Raw genomic sequence first — 23,701 nt, forward strand, 5'->3', positions numbered from 1 at the left:
TTATGACCAAGACTGTTATCACCAGCGACAAGGCACCTGCTGCCATCGGTACTTATTCCCAGGCGATCAAGGCGGGCAACACCGTCTACATGTCCGGCCAGATCCCTCTGGACCCAAAGACCATGGAACTGGTTGAAGGCTTCGAAGCCCAGACCGTACAAGTCTTCGAAAACCTCAAGTCGGTAGCCGAAGCCGCAGGCGGTTCGTTCAAGGACATCGTCAAGCTGAACATCTTCCTCACCGACCTGAGCCACTTCGCCAAGGTCAACGAGATCATGGGCAAGTACTTCGAACAACCCTACCCAGCCCGCGCCGCCATTGGCGTTGCCGCCCTTCCCAAGGGCTCCCAGGTTGAGATGGACGCGATTCTGGTCATCGAGTAATACATTCGGCGCAACCCACAGGGTTGCGCCGACTTCGTTTTAAAAGGATTTCATAATGCGCAAAGCGCTCGTTGCCTCCACGCTGCTCGCCCTGTTCCTTGGCGGCTGTGCCAGCAATCCTGCCACCCGGGATGTGAGCGGCACCTGGATCAACCAGGTCGCCATTGATGCGGCGTCCAAGGGCGGCCCTTTGCGCGAAGCCCTGCAAGCCTACGGTCCGAACCTCGAATGGGAGGTCAACACCAAGGCCAACCAGGCACGCTACTTCAATGGCTTTGAACGCCCCGAAGGCACCCTGGCCGGGGAAAAGTCCGGCACCTGGAACGTTGATTTCTACGGTAGCTCGACCACCGAACTCAAGCGCAAGGGCAAACAGCTGCTGCAAGTGGCCAACGACAACGAGCCCGAACAGCTATTTGACCGCCCCAAGGACCCTGCCCCCGAAGGCGCGCCCCTGGGTGCCAACTTCGAACGGGCGCTGTACTCGGCCTATATGGGCGGCAGCTGGAAAATCACCAGCGGCAGCGGCCTGGGCGCCACCGTGCAGTTCCAGGCCAACGGCCAAGTAAGCGGGCTGCCGGGCGCCGAGCAGTACTCACTGTGCCTGGCGGGCGACTGCGCCTCCATGAGCGGTGGCTACGACAGCATCTGGCTGCAACAAGGTGGCCAGGGCAACCCGTGGATCTTCAGTCGCAATGACAAGCAGTTGGAGATTTTCCAGGCGATCAATACCTCCCAGGCCGACGAAGTCCCTTCGTTTACCCCCGGGCCACGCCAGTGGTTGCTGGAAAAACAGTAACCTCAATGTGGGAGCGGGCTTGCGTGGGAGCCGGGCTTGCCCGCGATGCAGGCACCTCGGTGTGTCAGTGACACCGAGGTGATGCTGTCATAGCGATCCGACAAGCCAGCTCCCACACAAGCCGGTGCCTAGCAAGAAAAGTCAGCCTTTGAGGATAGCGGCGTAGCCTTCGCGATAACTCGGATAGGTTGGCGTCCAGCCCAGCGCCTTGGCCCGCGCATTGCTGCACTGCTTGCTGCCCGCGCGCCGCACGCTGGCGTCTTCGGCCCACTCGGTCACCCCAAGGTACTCACGCAGCCAGCCCACAACCTCAGCCAGCGGCGCCGGCGCGTCGTCGACGCCGATATAGACCTTGTCCAACGAACCGCCCTGCTCTACATGTTGCAGCAGAAACGCCAACAACCCTGCCGCATCATCAACATGTATCCGGTTGCCGTACAAAGGCGGCTCCACCGCCACGCGATAGCCCTGGCGCACCTGGCTCAACAACCATTCACGCCCCGGCCCGTAGATACCGGTCAAGCGCACAGTCGTGGCCGGGATGCCGCTGTCGAATGCCACTTGCTCGGCTTCCAGCATCACCTGCCCGGAATAGCCAAGGGCCTGGGTAGGCGACGCCTCATCGACCCATTCGCCATTTTGCTGCCCATAGACACTGCTGCTGGACACAAACACAAGCTGCTTGGGCTGCTGGCCATAGTCGTCAAGCCATTCCAGCACATGCTGCAAGCCTTCGACATAGGCCTTGCGATAGCCCGCTTCGTCATGGTCGGTGGCGGCTGCGCAGTACACCAGGTAGTCCACACCGCCGATCGGCCAGGTGTCGGGACAATCCTTTTTGAACAGGTCGCCGGCAATCCCGATCACCCCTTCGGGCAGGCGCGAGACATTACGCCGCAGGCCATGCACCTCCCATCCGGCAGCCAGCAATTGACTAGCCAGCCGACTACCTACATCACCACAACCGGCGATCACCACAGAAGGCGCAGACATCACAAAACTCCGTTCTCAAAGGTCTAGATTAGCCCTCGCAGGTGACCAGCGGCCAGAAAAAGCACAAATAAAGATACTGTATTACTTCTGTTAACAAGAATTACTTGCAATAATAACCGCCCATTTGTCCTCGACCCTTTATGCGGTCTGGCAGGGCAAGCCCTTATTTTTTCTATCAGGTCCGGCCAGCATGACACGCAATAACCTCCCCGCTTCGCCAACCAAGCCTCACAGCCCGTCCCGCGTCTGGCGCGCGATAACTGCGTTGCTGTTCAGCGTCCTGCTGGCACCGACCGCCGCGCTCGCCGATGCCACGGCACCGGCCACTCCGCCTGCCGCTACTGCGCCAGCCCCGGCCGCGGCCCCCGCACCAGAGCAAAATGCCGCAGCACCCGGTGCTCCAGCTGTCGCTCCTGCGGCCACCGACCCGGCTGCCGCCGAAGGCGTAGCCCCGCAAGATGAAACCGGCGTGGTTCTGGAAGAAGACAACACCCTGGGCATGGCTCACGACCTGTCGCCTTGGGGCATGTATCAGAACGCTGACATCATCGTGAAGATCGTGATGATCGGCCTGGCCATCGCCTCGATCATCACCTGGACCATCTGGATTGCCAAAGGCTTCGAGCTGCTGGGCGCCAAACGCCGCCTGCGCACGGAAATCGCCAACCTGAAAAAAGCCACCACCCTTAAAGAAGCCAGCGAAAGCGCGGCCATCAAGGGCACCCTGGCGCACCTGCTGGTACACGACGCACTGGAAGAAATGCGTCTGTCGGCCAACACCCGCGAAAAGGAAGGCATCAAGGAACGCGTGAGCTTCCGCCTGGAGCGCCTGGTGGCAGCCTGCGGTCGCAACATGAGCAACGGCACCGGCGTGCTGGCGACCATCGGTTCCACCGCGCCGTTCGTCGGTCTGTTCGGTACCGTGTGGGGCATCATGAACAGCTTCATCGGCATCGCCAAGACCCAGACCACCAACCTCGCCGTCGTTGCCCCCGGCATCGCCGAAGCCCTGCTGGCAACTGCCCTGGGCCTGGTCGCCGCAATTCCGGCGGTGGTGATCTACAACGTGTTCGCCCGTTCGATCGCCGGCTACAAGGCCCAGGTGTCGGACGCTTCGGCAGAAGTCCTGTTGCTGGTCAGCCGCGACCTCGATCACCTGCCTACCGAGCGCAGCTCGCAACCGCACATGGTGAAAGTGGGGTAATCGGCCATGGGCCTGCATTTGAATCAAGGCGACGACGAGCTCGTCGAGAACCACGAAATCAACGTCACGCCGTTTATCGACGTGATGCTGGTGCTGCTGATCATCTTCATGGTGGCAGCCCCTTTGGCCACGGTGGATATCAAGGTCGACCTCCCCGCCTCCAGCGCGAAACCCGCGCCCCGGCCGGAGAAACCGGTGTTCCTCAGCGTCAAGGCTGACCAGCGTCTGTTCCTGGGCGAAGACGAAGTCAAACCCGAAACCCTCGGTGCGGTGCTCGACGCCCGGACCCAGGGCAAGAAAGACACGACGATCTTCTTCCAGGCCGACAAGGGCGTGGACTATGGCGACCTGATGAGCGTGATGGATGCCCTGCGGGCAGCCGGCTACCTCAAGGTCGGTCTGGTCGGACTTGAGACGGCAGCCAAGAAATGATCACGACGCGCCACAAACTGACGCGTTATGGCACCAGCCTCGCCGTCGTGCTGGGCGTCCACGCCGTCGCGATCATCCTCGCGCTCCAGTGGTCGGCGCCACAGATGGTGCAGTTGCCACCGGCTGCCATGGTCATCGACCTGGCGCCGATGCCAGCCCCACCCCCTCCGGCCCCGCCGAAGGTGGTGACGCCACCGCAACCGCCGGCACCGGTGGAAGAGTTGCCCTTGCCGAAACTGGCCGAGGCACCCAAGCCCACGATTTCCGTGCCCAAGCCGGTCAAGCCAAAGCCTAAGCCGCAGCCGCCCAAGCCTGAGAAAAAGGTCGAGCAGCCCAAGGAGAAACCCTCCGAGGATCCGCCGAGCGAAACCCCTCAGAACAACGCGCCTTCGGAGAAATCCGCGCAGCCGCAACCCGGCCCTTCGCCGGCACAGATCGCGGCCAAGGCCACCTGGCAAAGCACGCTGCTCGGTCACCTGGCGAAGTACAAGAAGTACCCGCCAGGCGCCCAGGCCCGTGGCAAGGAAGGCTTGAACCGCTTGCGGTTCGTGGTGGATGCCGAAGGCAAGGTGCTGTCCTATGAGCTGGTGGGCCGCTCCGGCAACGCCGACCTGGACCGCGCTACCCTGGAGATGATCCGTCGCGCCCAACCGCTGCCCAAGCCTCCGGCCGAGATGTTGACCAACGGCAGCATCGAAATCGTTGCGCCGTTTGTCTACAACATCGAGAAGCGCCGCCGCTAACCCCTGGGGGAGCGGGTTTGTGTGGGAGCGGGCTTGCCCGCGATGACGGTGTAACAGTCAACATCCACAGTGACTGACACACCGCCATCGCGAACAAGCCCACCCCCACACAAAACGGCCAACGCCATTAAGCAAAATCCCCCGCACAAACCGCTCAATCCCCAATCAAGCTCTGATAACGTGCGTCTATCGTTTGCAGCCGGTATGCTTGGCCCGCAACCTCATGGACGCCCGCTATGACTCTTACAGAATTACGCTACATCGTGACCCTCGCCCAAGAGCAACACTTCGGCCATGCAGCCGAACGTTGCCATGTCAGCCAACCGACGCTGTCGGTGGGCGTGAAAAAGCTTGAAGACGAACTCGGTGTGCTGATTTTCGAGCGCAGCAAAAGCGCCGTGCGCCTCACCCCGGTTGGCGAAGGCATTGTTGCCCAGGCGCAGAAGGTGCTGGAGCAGGCCCAGAGCATTCGTGAGCTGGCCCAGGCCGGCAAGAACCAGCTGACCGCCCCGCTGAAAGTCGGCGCGATCTATACCGTCGGCCCGTACCTGTTCCCGCACCTGATCCCGCAACTGCACCGCGTCGCGCCGCAGATGCCGCTGTATATCGAAGAAAACTTCACCCACGTACTGCGCGACAAACTGCGCAACGGTGAGTTGGACGCGATCATCATCGCCCTGCCTTTCAACGAAGCCGACGTGCTGACATTGCCGCTCTACGACGAGCCGTTCTATGTATTGATGCCGGCCTCGCACCCGTGGACGCAAAAAGACACGATTGACGCCAGCCTGCTCAACGACAAGAGCCTGCTGCTGCTCGGTGAAGGCCATTGCTTCCGCGACCAGGTGCTGGAAGCCTGCCCGACCCTGACCAAGGGCAACGACGGCGCCAAGCACACCACCGTGGAGTCCAGCTCCCTGGAGACCATTCGCCATATGGTGGCGTCCGGCCTGGGCATCTCGATCCTGCCGCTGTCGGCCGTCGACAGCCACCACTACGCGGCCGGCGTGATTGAAGTGCGTCCGCTCACCCCGCCCGTGCCGTTCCGTACCGTGGCGATTGCCTGGCGCGCCAGTTTCCCGCGCCCGAAAGCGATTGATATCCTCGCCGACTCGATCCGCCTGTGCTCGGTGGCCAAGCCGCCTGCCGCGAACTAAGTACGTGTATGACTGAGCTGTCGCAGGTGTCGGTGACGGCACTCAAGGGTGTCGGTGAAGCCATGGCCGAGAAACTGGCCAAGGTCGGCCTGGAGAACCTCCAGGACGTGTTGTTTCACCTGCCCCTGCGTTACCAGGACCGCACCCGCGTAGTGCCCATCGGCCATCTGCGCCCTGGGCAGGATGCCGTGGTCGAAGGCACCGTCAGCGGTGCCGATGTGGTGATGGGCAAGCGCCGCAGCCTGGTGGTGCGCCTGCAGGACGGTACCGGCGGCCTGAGCCTGCGCTTCTACCATTTCAGCAACGCGCAAAAGGAAGGCCTCAAGCGCGGCACCCGTGTGCGCTGCTACGGTGAAGCGCGGCCGGGCGCGTCGGGCCTGGAAATCTACCACCCGGAATACCGCGCCATTACCGGCGACGAACCCCCGCCGGTAGACACCACCCTCACCCCCATCTACCCGCTCACCGAAGGCCTGACGCAACAGCGCCTGCGCCAGCTGTGCATGCAGACCCTGACCCTGCTCGGCCCCCAAAGCCTGCCCGACTGGCTGCCGCAAGAGCTGGCCCGCGACTACCAGTTGGCGCCCCTGGCCGACGCGATCCGCTACCTGCATCACCCGCCGGCCGATGCCGATGTCGATGAATTGGCCCTGGGTCATCACTGGGCCCAGCATCGCCTGGCCTTTGAAGAGTTGCTGACCCACCAACTGTCCCAGCAGCGCCTGCGCGAAAGCATGCGCTCCCTGCGGGCGCCGGCGATGCCCAAGGCCACGCGCCTGCCCGCGCAGTACCTGGCCAACCTGGGCTTTGCACCGACTGGCGCGCAGCAACGCGTAGGCAATGAAATCGCCTACGACCTGAGCCAGAAAGAACCGATGCTGCGCCTGATCCAGGGCGATGTTGGCGCCGGCAAGACCGTGGTCGCCGCCCTGGCCGCGCTGCAGGCCCTGGAGGCCGGTTATCAGGTGGCCCTGATGGCACCGACCGAGATCCTCGCCGAGCAGCACTTCATCACCTTCAAGCGCTGGCTCGAACCCCTGGGCCTGGAAGTGGCGTGGCTGGCGGGCAAGCTCAAGGGCAAGAACCGCACGGCCGCCCTGGAACAGATCGCCGCCGGCGCACCGATGGTGGTGGGTACCCACGCGCTGTTCCAGGACGAAGTTAAATTCAAGAACCTGGCCCTGGTGATCATCGACGAACAGCACCGTTTCGGCGTGCAACAACGCCTGGCCCTGCGCGAAAAGGGCGTGGGCGGGCGGATGAACCCGCACCAGTTGATCATGACCGCCACGCCGATCCCGCGCACGCTGGCCATGAGTGCCTACGCCGATCTCGACACCTCGATCCTCGACGAGTTGCCGCCGGGCCGAACGCCGGTCAACACGGTCCTGGTCACCGACACCCGACGGGTCGAAGTGATCGAACGGGTGCGCGGCGCCTGTGCCGAAGGGCGCCAGGCGTATTGGGTATGCACGCTGATCGAAGAGTCCGAAGAGCTGACCTGCCAGGCCGCTGAAACCACCTATGAAGACCTCACCAGCGCCTTGGGCGAGCTCAAGGTCGGGCTGATTCACGGGCGCATGAAGCCTGCGGAAAAAGCCGCGGTGATGGCCGAGTTCAAGGCCGGCAACCTGCAATTGCTGGTGGCCACCACGGTGATCGAAGTCGGCGTGGACGTGCCCAACGCCAGCCTGATGATCATCGAAAACCCCGAACGCCTGGGCCTGGCACAGTTACACCAGCTGCGCGGCCGGGTCGGCCGGGGCAGTGCCGCCAGCCACTGCGTGCTGCTCTACCATCCGCCGCTGTCGCAGATTGGTCGCCAGCGCCTGGGGATCATGCGCGAGACCAACGATGGCTTCGTGATCGCCGAAAAAGACCTGGAACTGCGTGGCCCCGGCGAAATGCTCGGCACCCGCCAGACCGGCCTGCTGCAATTCAAAGTGGCCGACCTGATGCGCGATGCCGACCTGCTACCTGCCGTGCGCGATGCAGCCCAGGCCCTGCTGGAGCGCTGGCCGCACCACGTCAGCCCGCTGCTGGATCGCTGGCTGCGCCACGGCCAGCAATACGGCCAGGTCTGACAGCCCGCCAATAGCCGACACCATCACAAACCGCAGTTAGACACCCCCGGCCGGACCAAGCTGGTTATACTCCAAGCAAATGTAGGAAATTGGATCCGGCCATGTCAGAAGTTGCCCACGCCACAGCCCCGCCGACCGCACCCCCGGTCATTCGGGACTTGCTCGCAAAACTCGCCGTCAACTACACGGAAGTCACCGACCACCCCGGCCTGAACCCGGCCCGAAAGGTTCAAGCGGTACTGCTCGATGACGCGGTGGGCGCCCTGATGGTGCTGTTTCCCCAGAGCCAGTTGCTGGATCTCAATCGCCTCACCGAACTGACCGGCCGCAACCTGACCGCTGTCGCGCCGGAGCGCCTGGATCGCATGCTCGGCAAACACAGCCTGAGCCTGCTGCCCGGCCTGCCGCCGCTGACCAGCTCGCCTTGCCTGTACGAGGAAAGCCTGCTGCGCGAGCCGACCCTGCTGGTGCACTCGGGCGAAGCCACCGTGCTGCTGGAAATCGCCAGCGACGACTTCAAGCGCCTGCTGAACAAAGCCAGTGCCGCCAACTTCGGCGAACCCCTGAGCCGCATCCTGCCCAACTTCGACCGTCCCAACGACGACCGCGACGAAATTACCCAGGCGATGCAGGCGTTTACCGCGCGCCGCATCCAGCAACGCCTGGAAGCCACCATTGAAATTCCACCGCTGGCCGATACCGCGCAGAAGATCATCAAGCTGCGGGTCGATCCCAACGCAACCATCGACGACATCACCGGCGTGGTCGAGACCGACCCGGCCCTGGCCGCGCAAGTAGTGAGCTGGGCGGCCTCGCCGTACTACGCCTCACCGGGCAAGATCCGTTCGGTAGAAGACGCAATTGTGCGTGTGCTGGGCTTCGACCTGGTGATCAACCTGGCCCTGGGCCTGGCGCTGGGCAAGACCTTGAGCCTGCCCAAGGACCATCCGCAACAGGCCACGCCCTACTGGCACCAGTCGATCTACACCGCCGCAGTGATCGAGGGCCTGACCCGCGCCATGCCCCGCGCCCAGCGCCCGGAAGCCGGCCTGACCTACCTGGCGGGCCTGCTGCACAACTTTGGCTACCTGTTGCTGGCCCACGTCTTCCCGCCGCACTTCTCGCTGATCTGCAGGCACCTGGAGGTCAACCCGCACCTGTGCCACAGCTATGTCGAGCAGCACTTGCTGGGCATCAGCCGCGAGCAGATCGGCGCCTGGCTGATGCGTTACTGGGATATGCCGCAAGAGCTGTCCACGGCCCTGCGCTTCCAGCATGACCCGAGCTACGACGGCCAATACGCCGAATACCCGAACCTGGTATGCCTGGCCGTGCGCTTGCTGCGCGGGCGTGGGATTGGCTCCGGGCCTGAGGCCGAGATTCCGGACGAACTGCTGGAGCGCCTGGGCCTGAGCCGCGACAAGGCCGAGGAGGTGGTGAGCAAGGTGTTGGATGCCGAGGTGTTGTTGCGCGAACTGGCGTCGCAGTTCAGCCAGGGCTGAAGCCGGCGCCTGTTGTACCGCTATCGCAGGCAAGCCAGCTCCCACAGTTGACCGGGTTCCAACGTTGGAATGCACTCAATATGTGGGGAGCTGGCTTGCCTGCGATGAATCCAACCCGGTCTCTCAGGCCTTCTTTTTCTTCGGCTTCAGATACTTGGTCAAGCCCTGGAACCACATCACCAGGGCCGGGTTGCCCTTGATCTGGATCGACTTGTCCTGAATCCCCGTCATGAACGCCAGTTGCTTGTTCTTCGCCTGCATTGTGGCGAAGCCGTAGGCGGCGTCTTTAAACGCGATGGCAAATGCCGGCTCCGGGTGGACACCCGAGTGGCTGGTGATGCGCTGATCTTTGACGATGAAGTGACGGGCAACCTTGCCGTCAAGGGTCTGCAGCTGGAATGCCAGATCCTTGTCACCCAACTGCTGCTGGAACGCAGGGTTGTTGCGGCTGGCTTTGGCCATCATCAGGCCCAGCACCCACAGAAGAAAACGAAATTTCATGCACACGGCCTCAGTGTAATTATTGGGTGGCCGCAGCAGTTTAACGATTTGTGCGCGGAACGCTACCGATCTCCCGCGTTAGCAGGAGATCGGCTGGCGTTTACCGCTTATAGCAACAACTTGGCTTAGACGTTAGGGCAAGGCACCGGTGCCCAGTCGGCCAGGTTCGGATCGCGGCAGGTGCCTTCGATCTGTGCTTTACCGGCGCTGGCCACTTGCTTGCTTTCAGTCTGCTTGACCTTGGCGGTCTGGATGCTTCGCTCGGTGCTCACCGCTTCGGTCGGCACCTTGGGCAGTGGCGGACGCTTGGTCACGACCTTGCCGGTCGACTTGCCTTTTTTCGCCGGCACCGCCGCCGGGGCGGTATCGGCCGTGGCCACGGTCACCACGTCATTGCGCTGCACACCCACCTGTTGCAGGTCTTTCTCGTAGGCCTGGGTGTAGTTGTTCAGGTCTTCGCTGGCCTTGCCGTTGACCGCAACGATCAGGTCGTTGGATTCCTTCAGACCGGCGACGATTTCTGCCAGGCGCTTGCGGCCTTCGATGTCATTGACGGTCTTGGCCTTGCGGTCAGCCACCAGCTTGGTGAACGCGCTCTGGTAGCACTGCTGGGACGCCTTGGCGTACGCGGTGCTGCGGTCGATATCGGAGGCGCTTTTGTTGAAGTCGGTGGCGTAGGACGCGATGCGCTGGTTGTCATCGCTGATCTGCTTCTGGCGCTCGGTGTAGTAACCCGCCGCGCCGCCCGCCAAGGCTCCGCCCGCCGCGCCAATGGCGGCATTGCGGCCACGCTTGTCCGAGTCGCCGGTCAGGGCACCCAACAGCGCACCACCGGCCGCGCCGAGGGCGGCGCCGGTGACGACCGACTTGGTCATGTCCGAATCAGTAGCGCGCAGGTGCTGCACCGGCTCGTAGCAGCTGGGGTAGTACTCGACCTTGGTGCTCGACGCGACCTTGGAGGCCGGCGACGTGGCGCAACCGGTCAGCACGGTGCTGAAGCCAGCCGCGATCAGCAGCAAGTAACGCTTGGAAACCGCCTTACGGGAAAAAAGCATAGGTGTGTTCTCTTTTAAGTTTGTCTTGCCCAGCACGGCCCATGCCGCCTGAGTCCCTTCCAAGCTCGCTATACAACCAACGGTCAAGACCGCTGACCGCTCGCTGCGAGCAATTCCTTCAAAATCGTTGCCGGGTCGGCTCGCTGTTGTTTGCGATAGTTGCCGACATGGCGAACGAATAACGTCGCGCGTGTCACCAGGCTCTTGCCCAGTACCGGCTTGCGCTCCAACTCTTGCTGGATCCGTTGAAACTGCGCCTGGATCACCGCATCGGTGTAGCGCGTGCCGGTGGCCAGGTTGTCGATATAGATCGCCACTGCGCCGTCGAGCGCGCTGCGGCCATTGGCGATGGCCGTGGCGAACAACTGCGCGCTGGCCTCGTCCTTGGCGTCCAGGGACTGCTGGCGACTCTTCTGCAGATTGATCAGGCGGATGTTGTAGTTATTGATGGTCTCGGCCACCAGGGCGGCAGACTGGATCAGGTTGCCAGCCGCCTCCTCGCGCTGCTGGGCGATCAGCGACACGTTGCGCTTGAGCTCTTCGTTGACCAGCCCCAGCTCGGCCTGCAGCCGTGGGTCGACGCTGGCGGCGATGATGCTGTCCAGGCGCTTGGTCGGGTCCTGGGCGTCGTCGATAGCGTCGGTCAGCGCGGCCAGGCGCCCCTCTTTCTGCCACTGCGCGAACAGTTCGTTGTAGCGTGAGCGCGGTGCCGACAGCGCGCCAATCGCCACCCTGAAGCCCGTGGTCTCGTTGCTTTGCTCCGTGCCATCGGCGCCGAACAGCGGGTATTCGCGGCGCATGCCGCTGAACAGCGTGCCCTCGCCCTCCAGGTAGTTGCCGCCCTTGACGATAAAGCCGCCGTAGGTGCCCTGGCGGCGCCCGGCGTGAACCAGCTGGAACGACTCCTGGACCATCTCCGCGGCGTTGCCGATCACATCGAACATGCCGATGGGGTTCGGTAACTTGGTACCGATAGGCATCAGCCGCGCCGCCTGGCCGGTGCCGCCGGCGACCTGGTTGAACACCGCCCAATCGCCCAGCGGGCCGTCGCTGTCGCTGCCCTCGATACGCCGGGGGAACAAGCGGCCTTCCAGATCCTGGCGGCTCACTGCCTGGCCGCCGCGCGCGGCGAACTCCCATTCCACCTCGGTGGGCAGCCGCACAAACCCCAGGCCGCCATCTTGCGCCGAAGCACCGCGGCCACTGACCGGCAGCAAGTCGCGGTGATATTTCATCAACCAGGCGCTGTAGACCGCCGAGAAACGCTCGGCTTCAAAGCGCGACAGCTTGACCTTGGGCAAGCGCCCGGCCATGCCCTCAGGCACCTCGCACGCTGGCGCCGGCTCACCACTGGCCAGGGACTGGGCCTGGGACATGACCTGCGCGTACTGGCGCGCGGTGACTTCGTACTTGCCGATAAAGTAGAGCATCGGCTTGAGCGGGGTCTTGGCGTCGGTCTTGGGCATCAGTGGCGCGATGACCTTGTTCCAGCCCTTGGGCAAATCCTTGAGGGTGAATTGACCGTTGATAAAGTCGCGGCGATAACCCGAGATAAACGACTGCTTGTAGCCCGCCTCGCCTTCGCTGAACGGGTAGCCGAGGCTGACCTCTCGGTCGTCCAGGGTGCCCTGGGCCAGGACATAGGCGTAGCGGAACACCATGTTGCCCTCACACGGCAGCGGCAGGCTGACGTCATCGGCCAACGGCTTGGGGTTGTCGAGCTTATCGCTTGCCTCGTCGGCCCAGACCACAGTGGCCAGGCTCAGCGCCATGGCGGCGCCCAATAACTTATACATCTCTGATGCCCTCAGAAGCCTGGATACGCGCGACCCGCCACCCCCCACACACGGCCGCCACGGCGCTGACGCCGAGCACCGCGACCAGGGCCAGGGCGTAATGCCGCGCCAACAGGTGGCTGGCGTATTCGCCCGGCACCTGCACGAATAATTGATTCAAACCCGCCTCGGCCAGGCCATACAGCCCGGCGCTGAGCACAGCGGCCAACCCCGCGCTGTAGAGCGCCTGCAGCGTCACGAACAACAACAGCGCGCCCGTGGAAACCCCCAACAGGCGCAACACCGATAACTCCCGGCGCTTGCGCGCGACAGCGGCCAACGCCCCAGCGAAAATCGCCGCAAATGCCCCCGTCAAGGCCAGGCCGGCGATGATCCAGAACACGATCGCCAAGTTGCGACTCAGCGACTGCACCTGGGCGATGCTCAGCGCCTGGGTCGAGACCAACAGGTTCTGCGCGGCGAAATACAGCCGTAGCGGCTCAACATCGGTAAGGCTGCGTGCATATAAACGAAACGCCGGGTACACCCGCTGCTCGCTCACGCCCACCGCGTCACCCTCCCAGCCCAACGCCGGCACCGCACGGCCATCGCGATAATCTTCCGCCGCTTCCAGCAGGCTCAAGCCGGCAAACAAACCGTCCCGCGCAAACGCTTCCAGGGGCAGCACGGCCACCACCTGCAACCGCGCATCCCGGGCCTCGACGCGCCCGGCCACTTGCCGCGCAAAGCGGGTTTGCAGCCAATCTCCCGGCCGCGCCGCCAGCTTCTCGGCGGCGGTGTGGCTCAGCACGATCTGCTCCAGGCCCGCCGGGATAGGCAAACCGCCCAGCAATGGATCACCCGGCGCGGTGGGCAGCATCTCCAGGGTCAACGTGCCCACCTGGGCCGTGGCCGCAATCTGCCGCGTACGCGGGATGGCAAACGCCACATCGCTGCGCTGACCAAGTTGCTCGACAAAGGCGCGACTGAACCGCCCCCCGCCCAACGGGATGATTTCGCGGGTCGCCGGGTCATTCTCCAAGCGCTCGGTCAAGCTGCTGACCAGCCCGAATTTCAGGCCGAACAACACCAGCAACGGCGCGATCACCGCCACCAGCGCCAGCACCGAACAGGCCGACAGCCAGCCATCGTTGCGGTAATCCTGCCAAGCGAGGGAAGCCAACAGAGGGATACGCATCAACACGCCTCCCCGAGAGTCGCCGTGACGCCACCGTCGCTGTCGCGCTGGCAACTGATGCGCCGCACCTGCAAGCCACTGGCGCGGGCCAGGGGCTCGTCATGGGTGGCGATCACGCAGGCGGCGCGGTGCTCACGGGCCTGGGTCAGCAGCGCCTGCATCACGCGCTCGGCATTGAGGGGATCCAGGGACGCAGTCGGCTCATCGGCCAGCACCAATTGCGGGGCATGGGCCAGGGCACGGGCGCAACTGACGCGCTGGCGCTGACCCACCGACAACGCGCCAGGCTTCTTGGCCAACTGGTCGCTGATTTGCAACTGCGCAGCCAGCCGCGCCACGCTGCCATCGTCCTTCAGGCCCAACAGCTGCCGGGACAGGGCGATATTGCTGCGCACATCGAGAAAGCCCAGCAGGCCACCGGTCTGCAGCACGTAACCAAGATGCCGGCTGCGCAACCCGGCCAACGTGGATTGCTGATTGGCCCGCCACAGCCCGCCGATATCCAACTGGTTGAATTCAAAACGGCCCACCTGATCAGGTGCCAGGACCAACGCCAGCAGATCGAGCAAGGTGCTTTTGCCGCAACCGCTCGGCCCGACAATCGCCAGCTGTTCACCTGCACCCAGGTGCAGTGCCGGGATCACCAGGCTATAGCGCTGGCTACCGAGGCCCCGGTTCTTGTGCACCGCGCTCAGGTTCAGCATCAAGGCAGCGTCGACAGTGGCACGCGGTACAACGCATCGCCCGGTTCGGCGTCACCGAAACGGACCCAGTTGGCCACGTCGTTATGGAAGGTTTCATAGAGGCGGATCTTCGAATCCAGCTCGTCGATAAAGTCTTCCTGTTCGGCCACGCTCAATGACAGCCACAGGTCCTGGGTCATGTTCAGGGACTTGCTGCGGTACGGCAGGCCTTCCAGGTATTCACCCAGAATGCCGCCGTCGGCGAGGTTGCCACCCTTGCGCAGGGCCTGCGGGTCGCGGCTCATGTAGGCCGAGGCGCTGGCGATTTCCTGGAAGAAATCCCTGGGCGAAGTCTGGGTCTTGCGTGCCGCATCGACGATCAATTTCAGCGATTGCTGCAAATCGTTGAGCTGCAGTTTGGTCAGCATCACGCAGACCTGGAACGCCGGCAGTGCCGGGTTGGTCAGGTCGCGGTCGGCAGTCCAGGCGCTGACCAGTTGCGGCGCCTGGCTCGCGCCTTTGTGGCCGAGGAAGTCCATGTGCATGGCATAGCCGACGGCGGCGGATTTGTCCGCCAGGCTCGGCGCGCTGCTGAGCAACGGCACCGGCTGCGGGGTATTGCTGCGCACTTGATGCACCAGGTTGGCGAACACCGTGCCGATCTCATCGACCCGCTCGCCCAGCTTGCGCACATCACCGCCCGGCACTGCCGTGTACAGATCGCCGATCCGTGGGTTGGCGTCGGCAGTCAGGATGCGGTACTGGGATTCGGCGCCGCCATGGGTTTTCTTGCCGGCGTCGGTGCGCAGGTGCAGGGCATAGATCTTGATCTGCTTGCCCAGCGCCGCCTGGCGCACTTCGGCTTCGTTCATCTGGGTCGCGGCAAACGGGTCGTTCTTGCGCAGGGCCCCGGCATCGGTCACCAGCAGGATCAGGCGCCCGCCATAGCCGGACCAATCCATGCCTTCCACCGCCTGCATCACCCCGGCAAACGCATCTTCATTGAACGAGTGGCTGGAGACGGTGGAGGCTTTGACCTGCCGCGCCATATCCAGAAACCGCTGGGGGTCGCGGCCCTGGTCGAGGGTGATCAGGGTCTTGGCCACGTACTCCAGGCCCGGGGTTTTCTTCACGCTGCTGCGAAAGCCGACCATGCCAAAGCTGACGCTGTCCAACTCGCCGCGCTCGGCAATGCGGGTTTGCAGTTCATGGACCACATCGCGCACCTGGTCGATATACGGCTGCATCGACACCGTGGTATCCACCACCAGCACCACGGCGGTGCGGAACGCATCGGCATTCGCATTGATCAGCGGGGTGGCCGGCTTGGCGGCGGCAGTGCCGGGGTCGATGGACGCCACATTGAGCAACTGCACCGGCTGGCCATTCTCATCGAAGCTCTCTTTGGCGTCGAAGATCGGCAACAGGTAGAACTGGTTCTGCGGCACGGCACTGGCTGTGGGCTCCAGGGCCAGGACCTGTTGATTGTCCTCAGGGTTTTTCTGCGCCTTGAGCAGCAGGTTTTTCGCGGCGACCGGGTCAGCCAGGAGCTTTTCCACCTCACCAGGCTGGCGCAGGAACATCACCGGAGCCCGCCCCGAACGCTCAGTGAACTTGAGCACCAGGCTCTGCTTCCAGTCGCTGACTTGCGCGGCCGGCAACCAACCGTCACTGCGCCCGTCGGTGGCGGCGCCAATGCGCAGCCATGGGCTGCCGTCGACATCTTTGCGCTGGTACACATAAAGCACCGAGAACGCGGGCAAGGCCTTACCCGGTGCGCCGCCCGCCTCGCTGGAGAGCTTGGCGCCGGGCTTGCTCAGGACGCGCTGGAACAGGGTTTTCTTGCCGGCCATCAGCAAGGGGCGCTGGCCGCCGTCGCTATCAGCGGCCAGCGGTTTAACCGCAGCCGGCGTAGCGGGCACGACCGCAGCAGGCGGCGGCGCAGGGGCGTCGTCACTCAGCCACCAGTAACTGGCGCCACCGATGGCCAGCGCGACCGCCACGGCCACGGCGGCCAATGCCAGGACCGGGCCACGCCGCTGCTCGGACTCCGCGCGATGCTGCGTGGGGCTCACCACCGGCTGGCGCACTGCTTGCGACTGCGGTTGCGGTTGCGGTTGCGGTTGCGGTTGCGGCGCGGCATTGGGAATTTCGATGGACACCGGGGTCAACCCGGCCAGATCCTGACCGGCCGGCATCACGGCGGGGCGAATCAAGGTCGCCTCCAAGGCTTCTTTCGGCGCCTCCAGGGGCAACCGGTCCAGGGCCAGCAGCAGCGCCGCGGCATCCGGAAAACGCTGCGCCGGATCCTTGGCCAGGAGTTTTTTCAGCACCTCTTGATAACGGCCATGGTGCAGCGGCAGTTCCGGCAAGGGCTCGGTCAGGTGCGCCAGGGCGGTAGAGAGTGCATCGGTGCCGTTGTAAGGCAGCTTGCCGACGAGGATTTCGTAGAGCACCACCCCGAGGGCGTACAGGTCGGCGCGGCCGTCGATTTCCTGGCCCCGCGCCTGTTCCGGGCTCATGTAGCTGGGGGTGCCCACGGCAAACCCGGCCTGGGTGAACTGGGTGCGGTCATCCAGGGACTTGGCGATCCCGAAGTCCGACAGCACCGCCGTGCCATCGGCGCGAAACAGGATGTTCGCCGGCTTGACGTCGCGGTGCACCAAACCCTGGGCGTGGGCGTAACCCAGGGCCGAGGCAATCTGGCGGATATACACCAGCCCCTGCTCCGGCGTCAGGCCGGCGGCGATGCGCTCCTTGAGCGTGCCATTGGGCAGGTATTCCATGGCCATGTAATACAGCTCGCCGACATTGCCGATGTCGTGGATGGTCACGGTGTGCGGGTGCGACAGCCGCGCCAGGGTCTTGCCCTCGCGCAGGAAACGCTCGCAGAAACTCGGGTCGGCAGCCAGCGCGGCGGCCATGACTTTCAACGCCACCTTGCGCTCCAGCGACCGCTGGGTCGCCAGGTACACGCTGGCCATGGCGCCTTCGCCGATTTCGCCGTCGATGTCGTAGCCGGGGATGATCAGGGTCATGGCGACACCTTCACGACGAGGGTGGTGATGTTGTCGGGCGCACCGCGATTGAGCCCCAGGTGCACCAGGCTGCGGGCGATTTCGTCAGGCTCGGCATGGCTCAGCACGTCACGGATTTCGTGGTCTTCGACGGTCTTGTTCAGGCCATCGCTGCACAGCAGGTAGCTGTCACCGGGGGCGATCAACAGGTCGACCACCGACAGCTCCAATTGCGCCTCCACACCAATGGCGCGGGTGACGATATTGGCCCGCGGATGCACCCGCGCATCGGCTTCGCTGAGCAGGCCGCTGTCCTGCAGGTCCTGCACGTAGCTGTGGTCGCGGGAGATGCGCTCCAACTCGCCATCGCGCAGGCGATACAAGCGGCTGTCGCCGGCCCACAGGCACACACCGCGCAGGCCGCGTGCGGCCAACACCACCACGGTGCTGCCCATCATGGTCACGCCACGGTTGGCGGTTTCTTCACGTACGGCCGCGTTGACCCGGGTCAGCTCGGTGCGCAGCGCCGCCGTATATTCGTCCAGGGACCGCCCCACGGGCAGGCCGCGCAGGCTGTCGACGATCAGGCTGCTGACATAGTCGCCGGCCGCGTGCCCGCCCATGCCGTCGGCCACCACCCACAGGCGGTTTTCCGGGAGGTCCAGGCACGCGTCTTCATTGACCTGGCGCACCATGCCCACATGGCTTTTGCTCGCGGATTTGTACGTCGACCCCATCTACACCACACCTTCTTGTCCGAGCAGAAATTGCGCAAAATCGCCGGCAGCAGGCAAACCCTGGCACCGTAATAAACCGGGGGAAATACGTTGCGAACCACGCCCCCACCACAGGCTGGCGCCTTCGCAGGCCTGTTCGGCAAGGGCGGTCATGCGCCCATGGGGCACGGTGGCGGCGACCCGTTGCAGGCTGGCGAAGCGACTGTCCAGGGCACGCGGTTCACTGGCCGGCAAGCCCAGGCGGTCAACGCCGTGGTTAAACCCTTCGAACGTGGCGCCGGGCTGCAAGGTGCTGAGCAGCAGCTCCTCGATCTGTTCGAACCAGGCATCCGGGCCACCCACCAGGGACGCCGGATTGGTGTCGTGATCCAACAAGGCGACCACCGCCAGCGGGAAATACCGCCCGACCCGATCAATGCTCGGCATCACGACACCCGCCGCCGCATCCGGCCCGCACACCCCCGGCGCCAGCACGAAACGCCACAGCGGGCTGACCAGGTACGCGTTGAGCCAGTTGTCGCCCAGGCTGTGCTGGCTGGCGAGCAAACCGGCAGCCAGCCAACTGTCCCAGGGGCCGATAAAGCTCTGGGGCAAGGCACGGCTGACAAAGTCCCCGCGACTGGCCAACTTGCCGTAGAACCCCAGGGTGGTCATAACCGCTCCGGCAGGCTGAAGCCACTGAGCACCCGGCTCTTGAACGGATTGAAGGCGCTGTTGGCACGCAATTCATAGGCGATGCTCGCGCCGTCGACCCGCAGACGCAGGTTGAAGCGGTCCGGCGAATTGCCGGCAGAAAGCTCCGATTGCTCTAACAGGCGGAACCACGCCCATGGGCCATCCAGGGTGACGCCGGAGCGACCGCTGGCCGATGGCGGCATGATCGAGATACGCACCCCGCCACTGCTGCCGGGATTCGGCCATTGCATCGCCACCGGCCGGCTCGGGCCGTGGTCGTAGCTCAGTTGCTGGCCGTCCAGGTCAAGCAGGAACTGGGTGATGGTCGCGTCCATCGCCACCGGCTTGAGCTCGAAACGCACGATGGGCTGCGTGCCCCCCGTGCGAAAGAACGCATCCCGAATAGTCGCCGCGCGCTGGAAGGTTTGCAGCACGCCCGGCGCGATGCCGAGCTTCTGCGCCGCCCCCGGCTGCCAGCGCCAGGTCTGCGCGGAGGTATCGACGTAGGGTTGCAGGTATTTGCGGAAGTAGTTGTCCATCACCCCGCCCACCCCGAAGAACTGGCCGAAGTCGTCCAGGGTGGCGTCCCGAGCACTGCCGGGGGACATTGGGTAGCGCCCGGCCAGGGACTGGCGATACACATTCACCACTTCACTGACCCAGGCCGCGTTCAGTTGATTGCGCACCCCGCCCATCATGCTGTTGGTGGTGGAGTTGACCACCGACTTGACCATGCCCTGTACCAGCGGCGGCTGGCGTTCGGCATTCAGGCTGACCCGGGTGGCGGCCGCTGCGGCCTGGTTCTTGGCTTCGCCGAGCAAGGCATCGCCACTGGCTCCGACCATGGCGCTGACCTGCACATACAGCGCATTCATATCCGCCAGCAGGCCGTCGATGGCCGCCGGCTCGCCTTCGTTCTTGGCGACGATGCTGTTGAGTTCGGCAAAGTGCGCGGTCACCGGGTCTTCCGTGAGGGCCGGTGCACTGGCCGTCGGTTGGGCCTCGCCGAGCAGGCTGCCGAGGCGCTCCTTGAGCTTGTCGACACCACCTTCCACCGGCACGCCCTTGGCCGCCAATTGGCGTTCTTCAGCTTGCAGGTCGGTTTCCTTGGCCACCGCCACCAGCAGCTTTTTCAGCGGCGAGGTCGGCCCGGAGATCACCCGCAACACGTCCGCCGCCTGGGCCACGCTGGTGATGGGCACAAAGTCGATATCCGCCAGCAAGGCGTCCCACTGGCGCTGATAGTCCTGGAAGTACAGGCGTCGCACGTCGGCGGCAAGGCTCGCCACATTCTGTTGATCTGCCGGCGCCTGGCCAAATACCCATTGCTCTTCGGCCAGGGTCCCGGCCTGATTCAGGCTGGTCAGCAAAAAGCCCTGGCGATAGCCCTTGGCGGTAAACAAGCCACTCAACGGTTCGCCCAGCGGCTTGCCACTTTTGCGGCTGAACACCAGCGCAGCATCCCGCCCAGCGGCTTCGTTGATGCGGAAGTCGGTCACGCCGTCGGGCAGTTTCTGGCGCTTGACGCGGTCGTACACACGCTGGGCCACCGGCAGTTGTTGCAGTTGCCGGCGCAAGTCGTCGATCAGCCGTGGGTCGAGGCGCGCATTCGGCGGATGGCGGTCGAACAGCGCCTGCAGGTGAGCGCTGAGGGCCTGGCGCTGATCGGCGGGCAGGTCGCGCTGCAGGTTGCGGTCCCAATCCAGGGCGATCCAGGCCTTGATAAAGTCCGGGTCGTAATGCTCGCTGTCCGCCAGCATCAGGTAGGCCTTCAAGCCTTCGTAGAGGAAATCGGAACTGCCACCACCGTGCAGTTGCTCTTCGATGCGCGTCACCAGGCGCGGGGCGAACACCGCGATCAGCAGCTTGCGGTAGACACTGGCAGATTCGGCTTCGAGCATGTCGCCCTGATACAGGCCCAGGCCCTCGGACCAGCTTGGCGAATCGCCCGCCAGGTTCTTAACCGCGTTGAGCAGCGGCAACACCGCCAGCACATCACGCTGTGCCGGGCTCAGGCTCTGCACGGCCTGGCCCAGTGGTGCGACCTTGTGGTCGACCTGGGCGATATACGCCTGGTTGGCGCGATAACTCAGCCACCACAGACTGCTGACCACCAGCACCAGCGCAACCGTCGCGGCGAGCACGCCACGGGCGACCCATTTGCGGCGGCGCTCGACCTTCGGGTTGACCCCCACCAGGCCACGCTCGGCAAAGGCCACGGCGCTGAACAGTTTCTCGATGAAGTAGCTGCGCCCAGTACCGCTCTGGCGCGCCAGGTGCTGGCGGTCGAGGTTCATGCTCTGGGCCATGGCGCCGATCAGTCGGTCAATCGGGCTGCCTTCCTGGGTACCGCTGGTGAAATAGACGCCGCGCAGCAACACGCGCTCTTCAAAGGCATTGGGCTTGAACACGCCCTCGAGGAAGCTTTGCAGGCAATCCTTCAGCGCACCGAATTGCTGCGGGAAGCCATAGATCAGGTCGCGCCGCGCCGGGTCGCGCTCCTGTTGCAGGCGTTCCACCAGGCGCTCGTTGAGGCGCTGCTCCAGGCCGGCGAATTCGCTTTGCAGATGGGCCAGGGGGCTGTCGCTGTGCTTGCCGTCGTCCAGGGCAAAGGTCATGCCCCACACCTGGGCGCGATCTTCCTTGCTCAGGTTGTCGAAAAACTCCATGAACCCCGGCACCAGATCGAGCTTGGTGAGCATCAGGTAAATCGGGAAACGCACGCCCAACTGGGTGTACAACTCCTGGATGCGCAGGCGGATTGCGGCAGCGTGGGCGGCGCGCTCGGCGTCAGTGCCCAGCAGCAGGTCCGACAGGCTGATGGCGATAAAAGCGCCATCGATCGGGCGGCGGGCGCGCTGCTTTTTCAGCAGGTCGAGGAAGCCCAGCCAGGCGGCTTTATCCACCGTGGAGTTGCTGTCCTGGGTGGTGTAGCGCCCGGCGGTGTCCAGCAGCACCGCTTGATCGGTAAACCACCAATCACAGTTACGTGTACCGCCCACGCCGCGCACCGCACCGGCACCCAACTGAGCAGCCAGGGGGAAGTGCAACCCGGAGTTGACCAGCGCGGTGGTCTTGCCCGAGCCCGGCGGGCCGATGATCACGTACCACGGCAACTCATAGAGGTTGCGCCGTTCGTCACCGCCCAACTTGGCCTTTTTCAACAGCGCGAGGGCTTCGTCCATGCGTTGGCGCAGGGTGGCCAACTCTTCGGCAGTGGCGACACTGTTGGGGTCGGCCGGGGTTTCGGCGGCCAGGCTGCGCATCACTTCGGCGGCCTGACGGCGCGCCTGGATGATGCGAAACACGCGGTAGGCAATCCACACCGCGAAGACCAGGATGATCAAGGCCCAGCGCCGGCCTTCCGGCACCAGCACGTCGAGCAACGGCCCGACAAACCAGATGATCAGGCCCAGGGCAATCAGGCCCAGCACGGGGATCACCCAGCGAATCATGAAACTGAAAAACGCCTTCACTCGACGCCCTCCGCCAATACGGTGATTTCAACCCGACGATTGCGGGCACGGCCTTCGGCTGTGGCGTTGGTCGCCACCGGCTCGGTGTCGCTGCGACCCTCGGCGCTGAAGCGCTCGCCCTGGCCGGTCTTGGCCGCGAGGATTTCCAGCACCGACTTGGCCCGCGCCTCGGACAAGGCCCAGTTGGACGGGAAGCGCAGGGTGGCAATCGGCCGATTGTCGCTGTGCCCGGTCACCCGCACCTGGCCCTTGACCTTGCGGATGGCATCGGCGATGCGCAGCATCAGGGGTTGGTAGTCATCGACAATGCTGGAGCTGGCCGAGGCGAACAGTTCATCGCCACGGATCGTCACCACGGAGCGGTCGACGGCATCTTCCACCGCGACCCGGCCCGCCTTGATGTCCTCCACCAGAAAGCCCGCCAGGCGTGGGCGCTCGATGATTTTCGGCTGCGCCACCGGGCGGTCGATGGCCTGCACCGGGATTTCCCCCAATGCATGGATGTTCTTGAACACCGGCTCTGCATCCGACGCCAGTTTCAGGCGCAAGCCAAACAGTAGCGCCAGCAGCAAAGCCAGGCCGATGGCCACGGCGATCCACGGCGGCATGAATTGCGCCAGTCGATCGCGGGCCACGGTCACGCCGCGCCAATGGGGCGACAGCTCGCGCTCATGCTCGCCACGGGCACTGCGAATCGCCGCCGCCGTGCGTTCGCGCAGGGCTTCGAGCTGGCTGCGGCCGTCGTTCATTACCCGGTAGCGGCCTTCGAAACCCAGGCACATGCACAGGTACAACAGCTCCAGCAGATACAGGCGTTCGCGCGGGCTTTGCAGGCAGTGGTCCAGCAGTTGGAAGACCTTTTCGCCGCCCCAGGCTTCGTTGTGCACGGTGATCAGCAGGCTCTGCTTGCCCCAGTCACTGGCGCTGCCCCAAGGCGTGCTCAGCACCGCTTCATCGAGGGCGGTGCACAGCGCGTAGCGGGCCAACAGCACTTCGTTGCGGGCCACGCCGGCCGCCTCGGCGCGTTCTTCGAACTGGCGCAGGTAGGCCAGCAACTGCGCGCGCAGGCTTGAGGGTGCGGGATGGGCGATGGTATTGCGCAGGCGCGTCAGCAGTGCCAGCAAGGGGCCGGCGGCGCTTTCCAGCGGGTTGAGGCCCTGGCTTTTGCCGGTGAGGATCGGCGCCGCCGGCATCGACAAAGGCGCTGGTTCTGCGCGGGCAGGCTCCGGCGCTCGGCCACCCGGACGCGGCATGAACTGGGTGCGGTCGTCATCATTGGGATGCATC

General features: G+C 64.3%; 19 protein-coding genes. 8 read left to right on the top strand and 11 right to left on the bottom strand.

Annotated features, from left to right (window positions below; all coding sequences use genetic code 11):
- The first annotated feature begins 2 nt into the window (after positions 1–2).
- Positions 3–383: a RidA family protein gene (locus tag JFT44_RS04345; RefSeq protein WP_025130815.1), complete on the top strand. Its 381-nt coding sequence runs from the start codon at positions 3–5 to the stop codon at positions 381–383.
- A 55-nt stretch (positions 384–438) separates the two neighbouring features.
- A complete protein-coding gene (locus JFT44_RS04350; protein ID WP_057961005.1) occupies positions 439–1,182 on the top strand; it encodes a hypothetical protein in 744 nt (247 codons plus the stop codon).
- A gap of 141 nt (positions 1,183–1,323) precedes the next feature.
- Here JFT44_RS04350 and JFT44_RS04355 read toward each other — a convergent pair whose 3' ends face one another.
- Positions 1,324–2,175, bottom strand: coding sequence for an SDR family oxidoreductase (locus tag JFT44_RS04355; protein WP_169989476.1), 852 nt, complete (start codon positions 2,173–2,175; stop codon positions 1,324–1,326).
- A gap of 190 nt (positions 2,176–2,365) precedes the next feature.
- On the opposite strand from JFT44_RS04355, the gene exbB reads away from it, so the two are divergent.
- The 6 genes from exbB to JFT44_RS04385 all read left to right on the top strand — a co-directional run bounded on the left by exbB (position 2,366) and on the right by JFT44_RS04385 (position 9,297).
- Entirely contained in the window at positions 2,366–3,379 is a 1,014-nt protein-coding gene (exbB, locus tag JFT44_RS04360; protein ID WP_057961007.1) for a tonB-system energizer ExbB, read from the top strand.
- 6 nt (positions 3,380–3,385) lie between these two features.
- Positions 3,386–3,811 (top strand): TonB system transport protein ExbD, encoded by a 426-nt coding sequence (exbD, locus tag JFT44_RS04365; protein ID WP_057961008.1) that lies wholly within the window; start codon positions 3,386–3,388, stop codon positions 3,809–3,811.
- Positions 3,808–4,554 (top strand): energy transducer TonB, encoded by a 747-nt coding sequence (locus JFT44_RS04370; protein ID WP_057440517.1) that lies wholly within the window; start codon positions 3,808–3,810, stop codon positions 4,552–4,554. The genes exbD and JFT44_RS04370 overlap by 4 nt, the downstream gene beginning before the upstream one ends.
- Before the next feature lie 236 nt (positions 4,555–4,790).
- Positions 4,791–5,711 (top strand): hydrogen peroxide-inducible genes activator, encoded by a 921-nt coding sequence (locus JFT44_RS04375; protein ID WP_057961009.1) that lies wholly within the window; start codon positions 4,791–4,793, stop codon positions 5,709–5,711.
- Between the two features lie 8 nt (positions 5,712–5,719).
- The gene (recG, locus tag JFT44_RS04380; RefSeq protein WP_057961010.1) at positions 5,720–7,795 is read left to right on the top strand and encodes an ATP-dependent DNA helicase RecG; all 2,076 of its coding nucleotides are present in this window, start codon (positions 5,720–5,722) and stop codon (positions 7,793–7,795) included.
- Between the two features lie 101 nt (positions 7,796–7,896).
- Positions 7,897–9,297, top strand: a complete 1,401-nt coding sequence (locus tag JFT44_RS04385) for an aminoacyl-tRNA deacylase and HDOD domain-containing protein (protein ID WP_057440518.1) — start codon at positions 7,897–7,899, stop codon at positions 9,295–9,297.
- Positions 9,298–9,420: 123 nt separating this feature from the next.
- On the opposite strand, the gene JFT44_RS04390 is transcribed toward JFT44_RS04385, so the two are convergent.
- The 10 genes from JFT44_RS04390 to JFT44_RS04435 form a co-directional block, all read right to left on the bottom strand.
- Complete coding sequence (locus JFT44_RS04390; RefSeq protein ID WP_057961011.1) at positions 9,421–9,798, bottom strand: SCP2 sterol-binding domain-containing protein; 378 nt, start codon at positions 9,796–9,798, stop codon at positions 9,421–9,423.
- Between the two features lie 125 nt (positions 9,799–9,923).
- Positions 9,924–10,853 (bottom strand): type VI secretion system-associated lipoprotein TagQ, encoded by a 930-nt coding sequence (gene tagQ / locus JFT44_RS04395; protein WP_128593299.1) that lies wholly within the window; start codon positions 10,851–10,853, stop codon positions 9,924–9,926.
- Positions 10,854–10,936: 83 nt separating this feature from the next.
- Entirely contained in the window at positions 10,937–12,625 is a 1,689-nt protein-coding gene (locus JFT44_RS04400; RefSeq protein WP_233098289.1) for an SUMF1/EgtB/PvdO family nonheme iron enzyme, read from the bottom strand.
- Between the two features lie 16 nt (positions 12,626–12,641).
- The gene (locus JFT44_RS04405; RefSeq protein ID WP_198791870.1) at positions 12,642–13,826 is read right to left on the bottom strand and encodes an ABC transporter permease; all 1,185 of its coding nucleotides are present in this window, start codon (positions 13,824–13,826) and stop codon (positions 12,642–12,644) included.
- Entirely contained in the window at positions 13,826–14,530 is a 705-nt protein-coding gene (locus tag JFT44_RS04410; RefSeq protein WP_057961015.1) for an ABC transporter ATP-binding protein, read from the bottom strand. The genes JFT44_RS04405 and JFT44_RS04410 overlap by 1 nt, the downstream gene beginning before the upstream one ends.
- Positions 14,530–17,547, bottom strand: coding sequence for a serine/threonine-protein kinase (locus JFT44_RS04415; RefSeq protein ID WP_198830383.1), 3,018 nt, complete (start codon positions 17,545–17,547; stop codon positions 14,530–14,532). Before JFT44_RS04415 ends, JFT44_RS04410 begins: the two co-directional genes overlap by 1 nt.
- On the bottom strand, positions 17,544–18,263 hold the full coding sequence (locus tag JFT44_RS04420; RefSeq protein WP_057440523.1) for a PP2C family serine/threonine-protein phosphatase: 720 nt from the start codon (positions 18,261–18,263) through the stop codon (positions 17,544–17,546). Before JFT44_RS04420 ends, JFT44_RS04415 begins: the two co-directional genes overlap by 4 nt.
- Positions 18,264–18,917, bottom strand: a complete 654-nt coding sequence (gene tagF / locus JFT44_RS04425) for a type VI secretion system-associated protein TagF (RefSeq protein ID WP_057961017.1) — start codon at positions 18,915–18,917, stop codon at positions 18,264–18,266.
- Positions 18,914–22,414: a type VI secretion system membrane subunit TssM gene (gene tssM / locus JFT44_RS04430; RefSeq protein ID WP_198830384.1), complete on the bottom strand. Its 3,501-nt coding sequence runs from the start codon at positions 22,412–22,414 to the stop codon at positions 18,914–18,916. Before tssM ends, tagF begins: the two co-directional genes overlap by 4 nt.
- Positions 22,411–23,700 carry a DotU family type VI secretion system protein gene (locus JFT44_RS04435; RefSeq protein ID WP_032856783.1) on the bottom strand — a complete coding sequence of 430 codons (1,290 nt, stop codon included), beginning with the start codon at positions 23,698–23,700 and terminating at the stop codon, positions 22,411–22,413. The genes tssM and JFT44_RS04435 overlap by 4 nt, the downstream gene beginning before the upstream one ends.
- Between the last annotated feature and the right edge of the window lies 1 nt (position 23,701).

This window comes from Pseudomonas sp. MF5691, assembly GCF_016405645.1.
Taxonomy (GTDB): Bacteria; Pseudomonadota; Gammaproteobacteria; order Pseudomonadales; family Pseudomonadaceae; genus Aquipseudomonas; species Aquipseudomonas shahriarae.

Coding starts and splice junctions, on each gene's coding strand:
- exbB (WP_057961007.1), top strand. CDS start 2,366: ATGACACGCAATAACCTCCCCGCTTCGCCAACCAAGCCTCACAGCCCG.
- JFT44_RS04400 (WP_233098289.1), bottom strand. CDS start 12,625: ATGGCGCTGAGCCTGGCCACTGTGGTCTGGGCCGACGAGGCAAGCGAT.
- JFT44_RS04370 (WP_057440517.1), top strand. CDS start 3,808: ATGATCACGACGCGCCACAAACTGACGCGTTATGGCACCAGCCTCGCC.
- tagF (WP_057961017.1), bottom strand. CDS start 18,917: ATGACCACCCTGGGGTTCTACGGCAAGTTGGCCAGTCGCGGGGACTTT.
- JFT44_RS04415 (WP_198830383.1), bottom strand. CDS start 17,547: ATGACCCTGATCATCCCCGGCTACGACATCGACGGCGAAATCGGCGAA.
- recG (WP_057961010.1), top strand. CDS start 5,720: ATGACTGAGCTGTCGCAGGTGTCGGTGACGGCACTCAAGGGTGTCGGT.
- JFT44_RS04410 (WP_057961015.1), bottom strand. CDS start 14,530: ATGCTGAACCTGAGCGCGGTGCACAAGAACCGGGGCCTCGGTAGCCAG.
- exbD (WP_057961008.1), top strand. CDS start 3,386: ATGGGCCTGCATTTGAATCAAGGCGACGACGAGCTCGTCGAGAACCAC.
- JFT44_RS04355 (WP_169989476.1), bottom strand. CDS start 2,175: ATGTCTGCGCCTTCTGTGGTGATCGCCGGTTGTGGTGATGTAGGTAGT.
- JFT44_RS04350 (WP_057961005.1), top strand. CDS start 439: ATGCGCAAAGCGCTCGTTGCCTCCACGCTGCTCGCCCTGTTCCTTGGC.
- JFT44_RS04390 (WP_057961011.1), bottom strand. CDS start 9,798: ATGAAATTTCGTTTTCTTCTGTGGGTGCTGGGCCTGATGATGGCCAAA.
- JFT44_RS04405 (WP_198791870.1), bottom strand. CDS start 13,826: ATGCGTATCCCTCTGTTGGCTTCCCTCGCTTGGCAGGATTACCGCAAC.
- tagQ (WP_128593299.1), bottom strand. CDS start 10,853: ATGCTTTTTTCCCGTAAGGCGGTTTCCAAGCGTTACTTGCTGCTGATC.
- JFT44_RS04375 (WP_057961009.1), top strand. CDS start 4,791: ATGACTCTTACAGAATTACGCTACATCGTGACCCTCGCCCAAGAGCAA.
- JFT44_RS04420 (WP_057440523.1), bottom strand. CDS start 18,263: ATGGGGTCGACGTACAAATCCGCGAGCAAAAGCCATGTGGGCATGGTG.
- JFT44_RS04345 (WP_025130815.1), top strand. CDS start 3: ATGACCAAGACTGTTATCACCAGCGACAAGGCACCTGCTGCCATCGGT.
- JFT44_RS04385 (WP_057440518.1), top strand. CDS start 7,897: ATGTCAGAAGTTGCCCACGCCACAGCCCCGCCGACCGCACCCCCGGTC.
- JFT44_RS04435 (WP_032856783.1), bottom strand. CDS start 23,700: ATGCATCCCAATGATGACGACCGCACCCAGTTCATGCCGCGTCCGGGT.